Source organism: Paenibacillus sp. 1011MAR3C5, from assembly GCF_003591485.1.
Classification (GTDB): domain Bacteria; phylum Bacillota; class Bacilli; order Paenibacillales; family Paenibacillaceae; genus Pristimantibacillus.
Map to the genome: position 1 here is coordinate 873,066 of NZ_QZCF01000002.1, position 17,203 is coordinate 890,268.

Genomic DNA, 17,203 nt, shown 5'->3' on the forward strand with positions numbered 1-17,203 from the left:
GATGACTAGCAAAAAACGGGTAGCCATTCTCGGGGGCAGCGGCTTTACCGGCGCTGAGCTGTATCGGCTGCTCGGCAGACATCCCGAATTCGAGGTCGCCTTCATCTCTTCGGAGTCGAAGGCCGGCTTCCCCGTGGACAAATACTTTGTCGGCTCCATCCACAAGAAGAAGCCGAGTTCCCTGAAATTCAGCAAGGCAGCCGATCTGGACGGTCATTACGACGCCATCTTCTCCTGCCTGCCCACGGGGCAATTGCCGAAGATCGCCAAGCGCGTTGCTCAGCATACCGATTACATCTTCAATGTCAGCGGCGATTACCGTCTGTCCGATGCGGATCTGCTGCAAAAGCATTATCCGGAGTCGCTTCAGCATGGCTTTGACGGAATCGCGCATTACTATATTCCCGAATTCAGCGAAATCGACCGTTCAGCCAAAATCGTGAATTTGCCAGGGTGCATGGCGGTAGCGACCATCTATACGCTGTATCCGCTCGTTGCCGCAGGACTGATCGAGCAGCGCGTCATCACCGACGCCAAGACCGGCTCCAGCGGCGGCGGGAAGTCGACGACCGAGCATCATGCGGAGCGTTCGCAAAACTTCCGGGCACACAAGCTGCACGGCCACCGGCATCGCCCGGAGATTGAGCATGCGCTGTCCCTTCACCTTCAGCAGACCGTCGATTTGCAGTTTTCCGTCTTTAGCCTGGATTTGCCGCGAGGCATCATGGCGACGTCTTACTCCTATCTGAAGAAGGAGGTATCTGCAGCCGATGTGAAGAAAGCTTTTTTCAGCGCGTACGCAAGCAAGCCATTCCTGCATTACTTCAGCTCCGGCAACGGTACGCCCATGATCAAAACGGTCGTCGGTACGAACATCGCCGAGGTGGGCGCTTATGTCGATGGACGCAGCTGCGTCTCGATCGCTACGATCGATAATTTGCTGAAGGGCGCGGCAGGTCAAGCCGTGCAAGCGGCTAACCTGTACTTCGGATTTCCCGAGGAGACAGGGCTTCGGTTCGACGGAGAAGGAGCGTGGCCTTAATGGGAAAAGAAAGCCTGTACGTCATTAAGCTTGGCAGCAGCACAATCGTGAACCATCCAGACATTTTTGCAGAAATCCATGAAATTGTTCAGCGGGGAAACCGGCTGCTGCTGGTCGCCGGAGGCGCGGAAGCCATCCGGCAGAAATATGCGGCCATTGACCGTACGATGCCGTTCTTGACGCTCCCATCCGGTGATGAAGCCAGATATTGCTCGCCGGAGGAAATGCCTTATATCCGTGAAGCGTACCAAGAATACATTTTGTCGGTAACTCGGGACCAGCTATCAGCGTTAGGGCTGACCGTCTATGCCCAGCTCGGCGGGGAGCAAGGACTTGTTCGCGGCCGGAAAGCAAAGCCGATTAAGGCCATTCGCGATGGGCGAACCATTATTGTTCGCGACTCGATGTTCGGCACGTTCACAGACAGCCTGAAGCCGTTCCTGCTGTCCGCGCTTGAAGCCTTCGATGTCGTCGTGCTGACGCCGCCGATCTGGGACCCCGAGCTGGCCTCCTACATTAATATTGACGCAGATGTGCTGGCTGCCCATCTAGCCAATGAACTGGATGCCCACCATCTGCGCTTCGTCACTGGCACACCCGGCTTGCTTCGCGATATTAGAGATCCGGGCTCTACCATCCGGCATATCTATGCCGACGATGAGGTCGACGCGGCGCAAGGCCGGATGAAGCAGAAGGTTCGCGCCGCACGGCTTGCTATAGAAGGAGGCGTCAGCGATGTGAGCATAGCGGGCCCACATACGCTGGAAGGAGGCCGCACCTGGTTTTGGCCGTTCAACCGCGATGCAGCGGAGCATGAGTTGCTTCATTGGACTACAGCTATTCCATCCGTCTCGCGCGATGAGCATGAGCTTGCCCGTTTTCTGCTGGCTGAAGGAAAGCGACGAGGTGTGTCGGGCGAGATTGATGGCGCGGGAAACATCGTTTTTCGGAAAGGAAACGGCCCGCACACCTTGCTTCTGCTGGGACATATCGATACGGTTCCGCATGTATGGCCGGTTCGGGCCGATGCGGAAGGCGTAGGCGGCAGGGGAGTCGTGGATGCCAAGGGCAGCTTCGTTAACTTCCTGCACATGTTGGAGGATGCAGCTGTACCGGAGCAGGGCTCTCTGCTTGTCATCGGAGCGGTGGAGGAGGAGATTTCTTCCTCCAAGGGAGCTTTCTTCATTCGGGACCATTATACGGCTGATGCAGTTATCATCGGGGAGCCGAGCGGGGAAGACAGCTTGACGCTGGGATATTACGGCCTGTTCAAGCTGCATATAACGATTCGCCGGGCGCAAGAGCATACGGCGGCCAAGGACACCATCAGCGTCATCGACGAGCTCTATGGCGTCGTGTCCGAGATTCGCCAGCGCGTAAGAGCTATTGATCCCGAAGGTTTATCCTCGCTGATTGATATCGAGCATCAGCAGGAGCAAGGTTATTCCACTGTTGCCGGAACGCTGAACTTTCGCATCTCTCCTGCGGCGGGAAAGAACTATAAGGACCTCGTTGACTTGAACTTGGGTGAAGGGATCACGATAGAAGTGCTGCGTACGACGCCCGGTTTTGCCAATCCGCGATCGGATACGCTTGTTAAGGCTTTCGTCCGAAGCTTCGCCAAGCATGGCAAGTCCGTTCGCTATCTCAAGAAGCGCGGCACAAGCGATATGAATACGCTCGCGACTACCTGGGAGCATGTTCCGATGGTCGCTTATGGTCCCGGCGATTCCAGTCTGGACCATACGAACGAAGAATACTTGCATCATGCAGAGGCACAGGGCGCGCGATCAATTCTGAGAGAAGCCGTGAGCGAGTGGTTCCGGCTGCGAACGGAGGTTCGAAATGGAGCAAGCGATATCGCTTCCAAGCAGGGAAGCTATTCCTGAGCTGCTGAGAAAAGCGAAAGAAGCCAGAGAGCTGATCATCGATATGGCTGCGACACCGACAGGCTGCCATATCGGCGGAAGTCTGTCCGTCATTGATCTGCTGATTGGAGCTTATGCGAAGATAGTCGATGACCCCGCGTCGCTTGCCCTGTTAAGCAAGGGACATGCGGCAGCAGCGCTATATGCCGCGCTATATGTGAACGGAACGATCGCGGATAACCCGGCAGCCGGGTATGGACGCGCAGGATCATTGTTCACGGGGCATCCCAATCATAAGCTGCCCGGTATTCCGTTCGCTACGGGCAGTCTTGGCCACGGGATATCGTATGGAGCAGGATGGGCACTTGCCCAGAAGCTGAAGGGTACGGACGGCATCAGCATCGTCATCGGCGGAGACGGAGAGCTGCAGGAGGGACTATGCTGGGAGACTGCGCAAATCGTGCAAGCCCAGTCGCTCGCCAACTTCATCTATGTCGTGGACTGCAACGGCGGACAAAACGACGGTTATGTGCAGGATATATCGCCGATCCATAACTTGCGTGAACGCTTCGAAGCATTCGGCTTCACCGTCCGAGAGATTGACGGCCACCGCTTTGAAGAGATATTGGCAGCGCTGGAGCCTGATCCCGTCCGTCCGGTCGCTGTTCTGGCCCAGACCGTTAAAGGAAAGGGCGTACCGGCTATTGAGGGCAATCCGGAAGCGCATTATGCGAAAATACCGGAGAAGCTGGCCCGAAGATGGAAGGTGAGCCTGCTATGACGCTATCTGGCCGTGACGCCTATAAGGACGAACTCTCAAAGCTCGCGTATGCAGATGAGAGAATCATCTGTATGGAAGCCGATCTTGGCGGCAAAAATCATCCGTTCCAGAATCAGCATCCTGAACGCTTCTACAATGTGGGGATCGCGGAATTAGCCGGCATCGACATTGCCGCAGGCTTGGCGGAGGCGGGCTATGTGCCGTTCTTCTCCACCTTCGCAGCCTTTGCCGCGCTGCGGGCTTCCGAAAGCATCAAGCTGTCGATGGGCTATATGGGCAAAAATATCAAGGTTGTCGCAGCGTACGGCGGCGTATCGGGCGGTTGGTTCGGCACAACGCATCATACGCTAGAGGATATTGCCGTCATTCAATCCTTCCAAAATATCCGAATCGCTTGCCCTCACGGGGAAGAAGAAACGAGACGGGTCATTAGAGAAGCGTCCGCCTCGCCGGAGCCTTACTATATCCGGCTATCCCGGAATGATACGTTCGATAGCCTCTACCGTCCGGAAGATGCAAGCTGCCGTGAGCTTCTGCTGCAAGGCGGAGCGGATGGAGGCGGGACTCGCTCACGACTATGTCTAATCTCGGTAGGAGAGCAAGCGACCGAGCTGTGCAAAGCCATTGTGGCGGAAGATCCATCGATTGCGCATGCCCATCTCTGCTATGTCGATATTGACAGCTTGAAGTCTTATCGCATGATGCTGACCTCCATAGCTGACCGTTTCCTCGTCGTAGAGGAGCATCGCGCTACAGGTGGTACAGCTTCCTACTTGGCGCTGCTTCTCCCGCAGCATGAAATCCATTCGCATGCTTGCGGCGAGCATTGGCCGGTCTACGGCGGCACTCATACAGAAGTGCTGGATGATTTGGGATTTGGCCTTGAGCCGCTGCGGAAGCAAATCAGCCAATTGGAAGAAGCAGGTGTAGCGCATGATCTTTAGCGTATTGAAGCCGAAGAACTTTCGGCATTACTTCATTGCGGATATTGTATCGGGCTTCGGAGTAGGCATGAGTACAATTGGCGCCAACTGGTATCTGATGGATGTAACCGGCTCGCTGACTTCCGTTGGCCTTATGCTGTCTTTGAATGTTATTGCGGGCTTCCTGATTTCTTCCTTCGCCGGTACGCTGATTGACAAGTGGAACCGCAGGTCGATTATTCAATGGGCTAATATCATCCGCGCCGCCGCTTTGCTGCTGATCGCTGCCGCTTTTTTTACAACAGACTTCCGTATCGAATATTTGTATGCCTTCGCCGCCATTAACGGGATGGGGTGGGCGCTCTATATGTCCGCCTCACGAAGTCTGGTCCAGGAAATCCTGCCGGATAAGGATTTGATCCACGGCAATTCGCTGATCGAGATCAGCCTGCAGGTTGGCATGTTTATGGCAGGTGCGCTCTCGGGCATTTTGTACAAATATATCGGGTTTGAGGTCATCTTGCTCTTGAATGCCGCCGCTTTTATCGTGAGCAGCGGCTTTCTGAGCCGAATCCGCTATACGCCTATTCAAGCGGAGCAGGAGGGCGAGCGGTTCATCGTGACGTTCAAAAACGGCATTCGCTATCTGACAGACAGGCCGTTTATCTTCCTGCTCGGCATTGTCTCGGTTATCCCGCTAGTATCGACTATGGTGTTCAACGTCGTGCTTCCGGGTTATGTCAGCCAGGTCGTACGAGGCGATTCTGTCGTATTCGGGTTATCGGATATGTTCTACGGCATAGGAGGCCTTTTGTCGGGATTTCTCGCAGCTCCGCTTGCGAAGAAATTGTCTCCGCACGGTGCCATAGTGCTATTCTTCCTTGTTGCTGTGCTGAATTTGATTGCTGTAGCCGTGAACAGCACGATCCTGCTGCTGTACGCCGGCAGCGTCTTGATCGGGCTTACGAACTCATCTCTTCGGATATTAATTACGACAACGCTGATGGAGACCGTATCGAAGGCGTATATGGGCAGGGCCACTTCGGTATGGATGGCGATCTCACTGCTGCTGCAGACGGTATCAGCCACTGGACTTGGCGTTATCATCGACCGTTATTCGCCAGGTATCGGCTTCCTGTGCATGAGCGGCATCATGTTCTTCGGCTTTGTCATCTACTACGTTCTGAATAGCCGAGCCATGCAAAAGAAACCGGTGGAAGCAGAAGCGAATTTGAGTTAGCACGGAGGGGGGAGCGGCTTGTTCAGTAGAGATCCTGTTTGCGCAAGCCGCGCCTTCCTGGTTTTGGATGTTGAATTGCTTACGATGCAGGTTTTCTTTGAAAACCTAAGCCTATGCTTACGATGCAGGTTTTCTTCGAAAACCTTTGAGGAGGGATTAACAATGTCATCAGTAAAAACGGTAGCTTTTGTGGAACCCAGCTTTTATGGGGTCAGCTTCGCAAGAGTTGCTTACGAGCAGGGTCATAATGTGATCTCAATCGTATCGTCAACGGATAATCCGCAGAAATACGGCTACGAGGGCATCTATCATGACCTGATCGTAGCCGACATCAGAGAGGAAGAATCGCTTTATCAAGCAATTCAAGGTTCACCCTATGCAGGAAAACTGGATGCGCTCATCCCGGCGACCGACTATGCGTCGCACGTGACGGCAAAAGTGGCAGAGCGGCTGGGACTGAGGGGCATTCCTTACGAGGCCGCGCTTAAGGCGCGCAATAAGGACCTGGCTCGCCAAGCCTATGCGGAACATGGCGTGCCAAGTGCCAAATTCAAGAAGGTGAAAACCTATGAAGAAGCGCTGGCTGCATCCGAGGGGATCGGCTATCCGGTTGTTCTGAAGCCTACCAATGCGGCAAGCAGCCAAAACGTCTATTTCATCCACAATGAAGCCGATTTGAAAGAAGCTTTTAATATGATTGTAGAGTTCAAAGCAACGTATATGGACTTTAAGGTACGCGACGAATATTTGATCGAAGAATATTTGGAAGGACCTGAATTCAGTGTGGAGTTATTCTTAAGCGAAGGCGTGCCATTGTTCCAAACGGTCACGGAGAAACTTACCTCGCCGCTGCCTTATTTCGTGGAAATTGTACACACGCTTCCGACGCCGTCCTATTCAGAGCAAGAAGAAGACCTGATTCGTGCAGCCGTCGATGCGCTTCATGCGATTGGCATCGTGAACGGACCTAGTCATGTTGAAGTGAAGCTCACTCCGAACGGCCCTCGTATCATCGAGGTAAATGGGAGACCGGGAGGCGACAATATCTCCTCTGATTTGCTCGTTCAAGCATTCGGAATTGATATGTTCGAAGCGACGGTCAACTATTACTTGAACCGTCCGATCGAAATCGAGAAGAAATATAAACGTGCAGCAGCAATTGCATACGTAACGGCAGATCGCGAAGGCTTGTTCGAGAGTATTGACGGGTTAGCTGCGCTTCAAACACATCCTCATATCGTTCGCACACATCTCATCGCACAACCCGGCGATGCTGTTGCCGTTGCCAGAAGCTCCGACGACCGACTTGGCTACTTCATCACTACAGCCGAGACGCCACAGGAAGCGAAGCAGCTTGCTCTACAGCTGCTGGGCAATTTACAGGTGGTGTACCGGCAACAAGAAGCAGGCATTGCATAGTTAATGTCATTAAAAAACTACGCTCATTCATTTTCTCCTTAGGAAAGGTGGCTTGCAATGGGAATTGCAATCATTTACGGCAGCTCGCGCCGCAACGGCAATTCAGAGCAATTGGCCAAACGGCTGGTTGACGGCTTCGACGCCGATCATATTTATTTGTCTGACTATGCCATTCATCCAATTCAAGACTATCGGCATAGCGAGGAGGAACCCTATCCTGATGACGATTATCATCACGTGATTAGCCGGGTCCTGGATCAAGAGAAACTCGTATTTGCCACGCCAATCTACTGGTATGGGCCATCGGGATTGACCAAAACATTTATTGATCGCTGGTCCCAATCGCTTAGGGAAAATAAAACGGATTTTCTAGCACGATTAGCCGCCAAATCCGCTTGGCTCATAGGGGTCGGCGATGATGAGCCGCACTTGAAAGGGATTCCGCTTGTACAGCAATTTCAGTATATTTTCGAATATACGGGCACATCGTTTGAAGGCTATATTTTAGGCAAAGCCAATCGTCCAGGCGACATCTTGCAGGATGATGCGGCTCTGGCAGCCGTCGAGGAAATTCGCAAGAACTGGCAAGCGTAGCACAGAATTATGCCGAATCTTGATCTTGATCTAGAGGTTGAATCTTTGGATTCATTCCATACACCGTCTTTACGCTTTCAACCTTCCCCAAGCGGGAAGGTTTTTTTGTTGTGCGCATGGGGAAGTCAGACTGCTTATGTGAACCATAGCTGGCCAAATTCGTTTCTCATAAGAAACAACCAAGCAGGGGATGAGTTTTTACTTCCAGATTGATTACACACAACTATAGTTAACATAATAATAGTTATGTATATTTTAGTTGTTTGGGGTTAAATGACATAACCGCATCAAGTATACATAAACTATTTAGCTATATTAAATACTTTAATTTAATTGCATTAAATATTGTTGAAGCATATTCATTCGGGATTCCAATTCCTCGATAAAGTAGAAAAGGCCCGTGAATAGGACGCCAAAATCGCCAATAGCTTGAACACATCTCGGGTTTGACGGAAAAAAGAGATGGTAAGCGACAATAAAGACACTTTACGAATACTCACTGGCTGCCGACCAGCGAATATTTGACGAGCTTACGCTGGCTTCGCAGCCGACAATGGCGGTTCGGAATCAATCACAGACGACCGCATCGAAAATCGATATGGTCATCTGCCATTTTTGTTAATGATATTAAGTTTACATAAATATAATTACGTATACAATGGTTATTATAGTAACATTCATATATGTATCAAGTGGTAGATTGCAACTGGAATGCGGTTATTTCTAGAGCCAAGCCTTTTGAAATCGCATAGGAGCTAAATGCCCTCCATGAATCCGTGCATAAATTCGGCCTTCTGCTTATTCTTGTTCGCAACATTCATGTGCGTCTTCACGTCTAATATTAAAATGTAAAAATTTGAAAAATGGAGGTGCATTAAGATTAAAAAGATTATTCTTTATTTTATATTATGTTGTTTTGTTTTCCTGATTGGTTGCAGTAAAGAGTCAAGCGATCAGAACAATGGTAAACATGTTAAATATCTTGAATCGTTTGGCTGGCATATTGAGGAAAAAATTAACGAAAGAACGCAAGCTACAAAAAACTTTCTACCTGCAACAATCGCAGGCATTGATTTGCAGTCGTATAAAGAAATTGAAATTATAACCTACATGCTAAAAGAAAAACAAAAAACAGAAAAGAAAGTATATGCCTCCATTTATGAATATAAAGGTCATATCATTGGTGGGAACGGACAATTAGAGGAATGGGAGCCTGGTGTTTTTTCTTTGAAGGATAAAGAAAGGCTGATCAACGAAGGAACAATAAATAAATAACGAGTTCTCCTTTATTACGCTATAGGGACACGATAGATTACACCGCCTTTTCAACTAAGGCGGTTTTCTTGTGGTTAAATATCAACATTTGAATTTAACATAGCCAATTAATAAAGGTAGAGGCGGTCATCTCGACCAGCCTCTAGTGCTTGCAGCTGTATCTAGCTAAATTCATGATTCGCTTGCGGCAAAGCTTGGAATAGAAGGACGGACGCCGCTCATCGCACGCTGCTTCGTTTCATCCAGCACATGCGTATAAATTTGCGTCGTCGATATATCTTCATGGCCAAGCAGCTCTTGAACTGCACGAAGATCAACACCGCTGCGCAGCAGATCGGTTGCGAAAGAATGTCTAAGCTTATGCGAGGAAAGAGGTATGCCTCTCAACTGCGGGTATTGCGTTTTCAACGAATCAAACGTCGCTTCTGTAATCGTCTGGACCATCCGTTTGCTAATGCGCCGCCCGAATTGCGATATAAAAAACGCATGCTCGTCCTTTTTGTTGCGCGGCTCTAGCCGCTCGTCCGACCTATAATGCTGCAATAGCTCCAGCAGCTCCGGGGGAAGGGGGATGTAGCGCCACTTGTCGCCTTTGCCTCGAACGCTTAGCGTGGTTCCGCTGATATCCATTGTATTCAGCTTTACGATTTCACTGACGCGCAGACCGGCATAAGCCATCAACGCAACAATCGCTACATCGCGTACACGATACTTGCCCTCGATCAACCCCATGCAAGAATCCAGGTACTGCTTTTCCAGAAAAGCAGGCTTGCGGTTTTTATCCACTTTGGCTTTCTCGATATCCATAGCGGGATTGGCCGATGCCGCGTTGAACTTAATCATCACTTTGTAGAAGAGGCGAATAGCCGATTGGCACCGGTTCCGATACCGGGCACCCGCTCCAGTCTCACGAACGAGGGTAAGATGGTTCATAACATCAATGTTTGTAATGTCCGTAATTTTTTTGCCGTCTATGTTGATCAGGAAATGCTTCAGATCGTGAAGATAAGCTGTCTGGGTATCCTTGGCATATTCCCGGTCTTTCATATACATTTGGAATAATTGAAGCTCTCGCTCATACGTTTCGGGTGGATAACTCATCATGTCACACCTATTCTCGTTGTTTGTAATCAAAGTTGCATTAAATATAGATTTAATGCAATTTTATCACACCTTTTTTAAGGGAAAAAGGGCCTGAATATCGCGAATGGAGGACGTTTCGTGACAGCAGCTGCTCTCGTGGTCTTCTTTGTAGCTGGATTCGTAAAACTGGGCAGGAAATGAGTGAGGTAGAGTGAAATATTCTAGGATAGCATACCGCATTAGCGAACTACTGGGATTTGCGCACGGGCTCATCCACTTCGCCGCGAAGCAAGGCAATCTCGTGTTTGTACGGCGGATTGCTGTATTTCTTCTCACCGATAGATGGGGTCTCCAGCAGCTTCGGAATGTCATCTAATTGCGGATGATGCACCACATATCGCAGTGCCTCAAGCCCAATGTAACCATGGCCAATGTTCTCATGACGGTCCTTATGAGAGCCGCGAGGGTTTTTGGAATCGTTCACGTGAATAACCTTAATCCGGTCAACACCAATCAATCGGTCAAATGTCTCCAGCACGCCGTCAAAATCTTCTTTCACCTTGTATCCCGCATCATGAATATGGCAAGTGTCCATACAGACGGATAGACGATCATTATGCTTGACACCCATCATGATCGCGGCGATCTCTTCAAAGGTACGGCCGCATTCCGTTCCTTTGCCCGCCATGGTCTCCAGTGCAATCTGAACATTGCGCTTCTCTGTCAGTATTTCGTTTAAGCCTTCAATGATTTTGAGCAAACCGGGAACTGTACCCGCTCCGCCATGCGAGCCCGGATGAACGACAATCTGATCCGAACCAAGGTATTCCGTCCGCTCAATCTCCGAACGTAGAAATTCCACCCCGTGCTTAAAGCGGCCGGGGTCTGTCGTGTTTCCTAAATTTATGATGAAAGGGGCGTGGACTACGATATGGCTAATGCCATGTTCCTTCATATGCGCATGTCCTGCCTCCACATTAAGCTCGGAAAATGGCTTGCGCCTCGTATTATGCGGAGCGCCCGAATAGATCAGGAACGTATTCGCTCCATAAGAAGCCGCTTCTTCACTAGCTTGAAGCAGCATTTTTTTGCCGGACATCGATACATGAGAACCAACTAATAAGGCCATTGCGTTCATCCTTCAACTCTTTTTGTTCTTATTGTTGCCTTGTTTTGGGTTCAGTAAGCACGGCAAGCTCTCTATTGCTCAACCAAAAAGGAGGATAAAGGGCTTGGCTCCGTTCAAGCTCTCATGGTAATGTGGAAGCAGCCATTCACGAAAAGAAAATAGGATACTATTTCATCTAGAAAGCAGGGATTCCATGCTGTCTCCAGTCACGCTTCAAGGAAAGATTGTCCGGCTAGAGCCTATGACCATCGAGCATGCGGGCGATCTATATGCCGCAGCTATGGAGGATCGGTCAACTTATTCGTATACGAACGTTCCGCAGAGTGTAGAGGAAGCGCGAGCTTATATTCAAGGTGCTTTGTCTGGCTGGGAAGCAGGCCGTATGCTGCCTTTTGTCGTACGTCATATGGAAACAGAACGTATGATCGGAACAACGCGATTTCTTGACCTGGACGTATTCGGCTGGCCTCCGCCTTGGCCGCCAGGCGCAGCGAAAGGCCTATCGCCATCTGATGAGAATCCGCCAACCGTAGCGGAAATCGGGAGCACTTGGTATTCGGCCTCCGCTCAGCGGACAGGCGTCAATACGGAGTGCAAGCTGCTTCTCCTTACTCACGCCTTCGAGGTATGGCGTTCGGTTCGTGTGACACTCAAGACAGATGCCCGCAACACACGGTCCCGACAGGCGATTGAACGGATCGGCGCGTTATATGAAGGGATTCGAAGAGCCCATGTGCCTGCCAGCCATGGCGGAATACGGGATACAGCCTATTACTCGATACTTGCTGAAGAGTGGCCAGAGGTGCGTGCGAATTTGGAAGAACGACTTCATCCCTACTAAAAGTGGGTTAAAACCGCTATTGGAACATATGTTCTATCATTGATATTTCTTGTTACTCATTATAATGAAGAAAAAGCCGTCGCGTATGCGACGGCTTTGTGCGATATCGATTACTAGAAATGATCTATATCTGAAGTGTCTGAGACAGCCTCACTTGCTTTACGCGCTGAGCTTTCGTTTTAAGTTCGTAAACCATGTTTGGGTAAAGCGAGCTTGTTTCTCCCATTCTGCTTCACGAACTTTCCACAGCTGATGCGATACGTAATCATTCATGAACATGGTTGCCAACTCCTTTTTTCTCTTGTCATGCTTCCATTATGCGTCAGGTTAACACAGAGAAAAAGTGTACATTGCTGCATAACGTTTTCCCCTTTTATGATATTAGGATAAAGCCTGCATTCCGCCGTCACTGTATAATCGCCTGCTGGGAATAAAATAAAGCTTAGACGATGAGTCGGGTATGTGGGTAAGTCGTATTGGCTCCATATATCATGAATGGCTATTCATCCAATCGAAAATGAGCTATAGTAGAGCCTAATGAGCAAGCCCTCCTAAAATTCATTCCAATAAGGTGATTGACATGACATCGTATGAACGTATCTTAACGATGGTCCCGCCATTTCCCTAGCTGTGCTCCTCCTATAACGATCCATTAGACCATGCTTGTAGGAGGGCATGCAACGTGAATAAAAAGGCTGTACCATCTTTATTGTTAATGATCGTTTTAGTCGCGTTTCCGCAAATTAGTGAAACAATTTATACCCCTTCACTGCCGGACATTTCGGCTGCTTTCGACGCAGCAAATCGTCTGGTACAAATGACGTTAAGCATTTATTTCATCGGTTTTGCGATAGGCGTATTCTGCTGGGGCTGGATTTCCGATCTGATCGGGAGAAGACCTGCCATGCTAGCCGGTCTTGTGTGTTATGGCATCGGGAGTTTGATGTGTTTGCTATCGCCAACGATTGAATGGCTGTTAGTGAGCAGGCTCATCCAAGCATTCGGCGCAGCGACAGGCTCCATCATTACGCAGACGATCCTGCGCGAGAGCTTATCGGGGCATGCTCGACATGCTGTGTTTGCCCAAATCTCGGCGGTTATCGCTTTTACACCAGCGGTAGGGCCGCTTATTGGCGGTTGGGTGGACCAAATTTGGGGATTCGAAGCTGTATTTCTCGTGCTGGTCGTCATGAGTGCAGGACTGTTCGCATATGCTTACGCCAGCTTGCCGGAGACTCATCCGCCTGCAGCTAGAACTCGCGCAGCTGTCGTACCGGTTATAAAGCGAATGATTGCCTCGCCGAGGGTAATCGCTTTTGCGCTGCTAATCGGGGGCATTAATGGCATTCTGTTCAGTTATTACGCTGAGGCGCCGTTTATTTTTATCGACTACTTTAAGTTGTCGCCTGGCTTGTATGGATTTCTGGGCATGATGGTCGCCTTAGCTACAGCAGCAGGGGCGCTGTGGTCGAAAAGTTTATTGGCCCGTTATCGCCCGGAAACGATTATCCATCTCGGATTAGCCGTCATGACGGTAGGGGCATTGCTGCTCATTGGCAGCAATGCTGCTGCCATGACTGATCGTCTGTTCTTCTGGTCGATGATATTCACACTGTTCATCATGCTGCTGGGCGCAGGGATCGCATTGCCGAATTGCTTGAGCTTAGCGCTAGTCGACTTCCGTGATGTGGCAGGAACAGCAGGAGCTGTCTTCAGCTCAGGTTATTATGTGCTTGTAAGTCTTATCACAATGGGGATGGGGCAGCTCCATAACGGCTCACTGATGACCATGCCCGTTTATTTTATGGCATTAAGTATCGGAATGGCTGTGATTGGCTTTGTTTTGGTTAGAAAACAGAATTAGATGAACAAGTATAAAGAAATATGAATTTGACATGAGATAGAAAGTCAGAAGAGATATTGTAAGCTTACGTAATAAGCGCCGAAGCGGGAGGCGCTTATTTTTTTTGTTTATTTTTGCCGGAAGGGAGAGGGAATCACCCTTTGCATCATTCTCGCCCCTAGCGCGTAATATTCCAGATTATGATAGAATAACCTTCAGGTGTTTGCAATGGCCCTAGGACAGATGCTGATCTAGATCAAGTTGTCGCCTTTGGGCAAGAGATTGAACAGCGAGGATAAGAGTAAAGGGTGTGACAAGGCTGCGAAACGAGCATATTTTGTTAGTGGATGATGAGAAAGGTATTTTGACGATGTTGAAAACGGTATTGGAAAAAGAAGGATTTAAACAAATCGATATGGCAACCACGGGAGGAGAAGCTATGCGCAAGGTAGAGGCTGTCTCCTATGATCTTATTGTGCTTGATGTGATGCTCCCTGATACGGATGGATTCGAACTATGCCAGCAAATTCGCAGGCATACATCGGTGCCCCTTTTATTTTTGACCGCCCGTTCGGACAATATGGATAAATTAATGGGACTTGGCATCGGTGGAGATGATTATATCACCAAGCCATTCTACCCTTTGGAAGTGGCAGCAAGAATCAAGGCTCAACTGCGGAGGAAAACGCTGTATCAATCTCCTGCCCAGCTGAAATCCAACCGATTGGATTTCGGATTTTTCGCTATTCATAAAAGCGCCGCTCAGCTGACCGTCCATGGAATCGACACTCCTTGTCCAGCCAAAGAATTCGAATTGCTGCTCTTTCTGTGCGAGCATCCTAATCAAGTCTTTACCGCTCTTCAATTATACGAACAAGTGTGGGGAGAGGCACTGCTTGGCGATGAAAAAACGGTCGTGATCCATATTTCCAGACTTAGAAAAAGAATTGAAGCCGATCCTTCGAATCCGAGATTTATTGTAAACCTACGTAATCTTGGCTATAAATTTATCCCGCCCCAGAAGGCAGCAGCCCATGAAGTTTAATTATCGCCTGGGCCTTCGACTGGTTCTGCATGTCATTTTCAGTCTTATTCTGCTTGCACTATCCATATCGGGTTCTATCTCGCTAACAGAATGGATGATACCGCAAGAGGGAGTTCGTCAGGATAACTTAGGGTTAATTTCTATGTACGTCATTCTTGGAGGCTTTATGATCGTTTTTGCTTGGTCAATAGGAAAGCCGCTTTATTATATCATCAGGTGGATTAATCGCTTGGCTAACGGAATCTATGTGGAGCCGCAGAATCATTGGAAGATTTACTCGAGCAAAAAGAAGAAACTAAAGAGACCGTATCGCTTGTTTCAAGAGCTGTTTATCCAACTGCAGACCTTATCTGATACTTTGGAGAAGAGTAAGCAAGAAAGAAGCCGGCTAGATGAAATGAAGAAGGAATGGATCGCTGGCATCTCTCATGATTTAAAAACTCCGCTCACATACATTAAAGGATATTCTTCGATGATGCTTTCTCCTCAATATGAATGGACGAAAGAAGAGCAAACCGGATTTCTGATGGAGATCGAGCAAAAAGCCAGCCACATGGAGGATCTAATCGGCGATTTGAATATATCTTTTCGATTGGACGAACAGCAGCCCCCTTTAAAGCGTGAAAAAACCGATCTGATTGAACTTGTTCGGCGGATTGTGGTTGATGTGACCAACGATCCCCGTGCTGCGCGACATCATCTATTCCTCGAAACGAGCGAATCGCATATCGAAGCGCGGCTGGACGTCAAGCTGCTTGGGCGGGCGCTGCATAATCTGGTGCTCAATGCCGTACTTCACAATCCTGAAGGCACCAACGTTAACATTCAGATTAGGCAGGACTCTCATCTGCATATTATGATCACGGATGACGGAGTAGGGATGGAGGAAGCAGCTTTAGACCAACTGTTCAACAAATATTATCGCGGAACCTCCACAGATATTCTGTCAGCGGGTACCGGACTAGGCATGGCTATTGCGAAGCAATTGGTGCTCGCCCATGGCGGAGAGATCGAGGCGACAAGCCTTGTTCATGAAGGAACCTCCATATCCGTTAAGCTGCCTCTTCATAATTAAGCTGAGTTTTGTCTGCCGTTTACTTGCGGTTTACTTTCATCCCCTACAATATTCGATATAAGCTAGGTTGTGCTGCCGATCCCGTTGTCTGCATGATGACTGAGGGAGCAGGGTTCGTCCTGCGGCGGGCGGCTTGATGCTTATATTAAAATGGTAAGGGAGTCAGGGTATGCTACTGGAGATAAACCAATTAAGTAAACAATACAGGAGGGACACCTGGGCTCTGCAAGAAATCAACTTGCAATTGAAGCCGGGAATCACAGGCTTGCTTGGACCCAATGGCGCCGGAAAATCAACGCTTATGCGTATTCTTGCGACGATCTCGCAACCGACGATCGGAACGGTCAACTGGAATGGGACGGATATTCGGAAGGAACCGGATGAACTGCGCCGCCTGCTTGGTTATTTGCCCCAGGATTTTGGGATATATCCCCATCTGAATGCGATTGAGTTTTTGGAATATGCCGCTGCCTTGAAGGGGCTGGGCGGCAGGCAGATGAAGAGCCGAATCCTGGAGCTCCTCGAGCTTCTGCATTTGCATCATGACTTGAAGCGTCCAATCGGCAGTTTCTCCGGAGGAATGCGACAGCGGATTGGCATTGCACAGGCATTGTTGAATGATCCGAGATTGCTCGTCATCGATGAGCCGACCATCGGACTGGATCCGGAAGAGCGAATGCGGTTTCGCAGTCTGTTGACAGACTTGTCTGGCGAGAGAATTATCCTTTTTTCCACGCATATCATCTCCGATATTGAATCGACTGCCGACCAGATTGCCATTATTTCCAGAGGGCGGCTGCTGACGAAGTCGGATCCAACCTTACTCCTGCGCAATGTAAAGGGAAAGGTGTGGTCGGTCATCATTCAAGACCAGGACATTCAGGAATTACGCACGAGATGGACCATTAGCGGTACTATTCGACGAGAGGATGGACTGCAGCTCCGTATTGTCTCGGATCAACCGCCGGTTCCGCAAGCGATAGCCGTGCCGCCAAACCTTGAAGACGCCTACTTGTACGTCAGGGCGAACGAGGAGGGCGCATAG

The 17,203-nt window shown here is 49.5% G+C and carries 15 protein-coding genes; 13 read left to right on the plus strand and 2 right to left on the minus strand.

Annotated elements, in window-relative coordinates:
* The first annotated feature begins 1 nt into the window (after position 1).
* The 8 genes from argC to D3P07_RS28025 all read left to right on the plus strand — a co-directional run bounded on the left by argC (position 2) and on the right by D3P07_RS28025 (position 9,142).
* On the plus strand, positions 2–1,042 hold the full coding sequence (gene argC, locus D3P07_RS09215) for an N-acetyl-gamma-glutamyl-phosphate reductase (RefSeq protein WP_119800029.1): 1,041 nt from the start codon (positions 2–4) through the stop codon (positions 1,040–1,042).
* Positions 1,042–2,931 (plus strand): M20/M25/M40 family metallo-hydrolase, encoded by a 1,890-nt coding sequence (locus D3P07_RS09220; protein ID WP_119799878.1) that lies wholly within the window; start codon positions 1,042–1,044, stop codon positions 2,929–2,931. The genes argC and D3P07_RS09220 overlap by 1 nt, the downstream gene beginning before the upstream one ends.
* Positions 2,888–3,691: a 1-deoxy-D-xylulose-5-phosphate synthase N-terminal domain-containing protein gene (locus D3P07_RS09225; protein WP_119799879.1), complete on the plus strand. Its 804-nt coding sequence runs from the start codon at positions 2,888–2,890 to the stop codon at positions 3,689–3,691. Before D3P07_RS09220 ends, D3P07_RS09225 begins: the two co-directional genes overlap by 44 nt.
* The gene (locus D3P07_RS09230) at positions 3,688–4,635 is read left to right on the plus strand and encodes a transketolase family protein (protein WP_119799880.1); all 948 of its coding nucleotides are present in this window, start codon (positions 3,688–3,690) and stop codon (positions 4,633–4,635) included. The genes D3P07_RS09225 and D3P07_RS09230 overlap by 4 nt, the downstream gene beginning before the upstream one ends.
* Entirely contained in the window at positions 4,625–5,854 is a 1,230-nt protein-coding gene (locus tag D3P07_RS09235) for an MFS transporter (RefSeq protein WP_119799881.1), read from the plus strand. The genes D3P07_RS09230 and D3P07_RS09235 overlap by 11 nt, the downstream gene beginning before the upstream one ends.
* 162 nt (positions 5,855–6,016) lie before the next feature.
* Positions 6,017–7,273, plus strand: a complete 1,257-nt coding sequence (locus D3P07_RS09240; RefSeq protein WP_119799882.1) for an ATP-grasp domain-containing protein — start codon at positions 6,017–6,019, stop codon at positions 7,271–7,273.
* Between the two features lie 57 nt (positions 7,274–7,330).
* Complete coding sequence (locus D3P07_RS09245; RefSeq protein ID WP_119799883.1) at positions 7,331–7,867, plus strand: flavodoxin family protein; 537 nt, start codon at positions 7,331–7,333, stop codon at positions 7,865–7,867.
* Between the two features lie 1,074 nt (positions 7,868–8,941).
* Entirely contained in the window at positions 8,942–9,142 is a 201-nt protein-coding gene (locus D3P07_RS28025; protein ID WP_483870193.1) for a hypothetical protein, read from the plus strand.
* Positions 9,143–9,313: 171 nt separating this feature from the next.
* On the opposite strand, the gene D3P07_RS09255 is transcribed toward D3P07_RS28025, so the two are convergent.
* Positions 9,314–10,246 carry a tyrosine-type recombinase/integrase gene (locus D3P07_RS09255; RefSeq protein ID WP_119799885.1) on the minus strand — a complete coding sequence of 311 codons (933 nt, stop codon included), beginning with the start codon at positions 10,244–10,246 and terminating at the stop codon, positions 9,314–9,316.
* Positions 10,247–10,472: 226 nt separating this feature from the next.
* Entirely contained in the window at positions 10,473–11,354 is an 882-nt protein-coding gene (locus D3P07_RS09260; protein WP_119799886.1) for a deoxyribonuclease IV, read from the minus strand.
* Positions 11,355–11,547: 193 nt separating this feature from the next.
* Here D3P07_RS09260 and D3P07_RS09265 point away from each other — a divergent pair, with 193 nt between their 5' ends.
* The 5 genes from D3P07_RS09265 (at position 11,548) to D3P07_RS09285 (ending at position 17,203) form a co-directional block, all read left to right on the plus strand.
* Positions 11,548–12,195, plus strand: coding sequence for a GNAT family N-acetyltransferase (locus tag D3P07_RS09265; RefSeq protein ID WP_119799887.1), 648 nt, complete (start codon positions 11,548–11,550; stop codon positions 12,193–12,195).
* A 682-nt stretch (positions 12,196–12,877) separates the two neighbouring features.
* Positions 12,878–14,059: a multidrug effflux MFS transporter gene (locus tag D3P07_RS09270; RefSeq protein ID WP_119799888.1), complete on the plus strand. Its 1,182-nt coding sequence runs from the start codon at positions 12,878–12,880 to the stop codon at positions 14,057–14,059.
* Positions 14,060–14,357: 298 nt separating this feature from the next.
* Positions 14,358–15,083: a response regulator transcription factor gene (locus D3P07_RS09275; protein ID WP_119800030.1), complete on the plus strand. Its 726-nt coding sequence runs from the start codon at positions 14,358–14,360 to the stop codon at positions 15,081–15,083.
* Positions 15,073–16,158, plus strand: a complete 1,086-nt coding sequence (locus tag D3P07_RS09280; protein ID WP_119799889.1) for a sensor histidine kinase — start codon at positions 15,073–15,075, stop codon at positions 16,156–16,158. The genes D3P07_RS09275 and D3P07_RS09280 overlap by 11 nt, the downstream gene beginning before the upstream one ends.
* 169 nt (positions 16,159–16,327) lie before the next feature.
* Positions 16,328–17,203, plus strand: a complete 876-nt coding sequence (locus tag D3P07_RS09285; protein WP_119799890.1) for an ABC transporter ATP-binding protein — start codon at positions 16,328–16,330, stop codon at positions 17,201–17,203.

Coding starts and splice junctions, on each gene's coding strand:
- D3P07_RS09280 (WP_119799889.1), top strand. CDS start 15,073: ATGAAGTTTAATTATCGCCTGGGCCTTCGACTGGTTCTGCATGTCATT.
- D3P07_RS09220 (WP_119799878.1), top strand. CDS start 1,042: ATGGGAAAAGAAAGCCTGTACGTCATTAAGCTTGGCAGCAGCACAATC.
- D3P07_RS09240 (WP_119799882.1), top strand. CDS start 6,017: ATGTCATCAGTAAAAACGGTAGCTTTTGTGGAACCCAGCTTTTATGGG.
- D3P07_RS09235 (WP_119799881.1), top strand. CDS start 4,625: ATGATCTTTAGCGTATTGAAGCCGAAGAACTTTCGGCATTACTTCATT.
- argC (WP_119800029.1), top strand. CDS start 2: ATGACTAGCAAAAAACGGGTAGCCATTCTCGGGGGCAGCGGCTTTACC.
- D3P07_RS09245 (WP_119799883.1), top strand. CDS start 7,331: ATGGGAATTGCAATCATTTACGGCAGCTCGCGCCGCAACGGCAATTCA.
- D3P07_RS09265 (WP_119799887.1), top strand. CDS start 11,548: ATGCTGTCTCCAGTCACGCTTCAAGGAAAGATTGTCCGGCTAGAGCCT.
- D3P07_RS09285 (WP_119799890.1), top strand. CDS start 16,328: ATGCTACTGGAGATAAACCAATTAAGTAAACAATACAGGAGGGACACC.
- D3P07_RS09230 (WP_119799880.1), top strand. CDS start 3,688: ATGACGCTATCTGGCCGTGACGCCTATAAGGACGAACTCTCAAAGCTC.
- D3P07_RS09255 (WP_119799885.1), bottom strand. CDS start 10,246: ATGATGAGTTATCCACCCGAAACGTATGAGCGAGAGCTTCAATTATTC.
- D3P07_RS09260 (WP_119799886.1), bottom strand. CDS start 11,354: ATGGCCTTATTAGTTGGTTCTCATGTATCGATGTCCGGCAAAAAAATG.
- D3P07_RS09225 (WP_119799879.1), top strand. CDS start 2,888: ATGGAGCAAGCGATATCGCTTCCAAGCAGGGAAGCTATTCCTGAGCTG.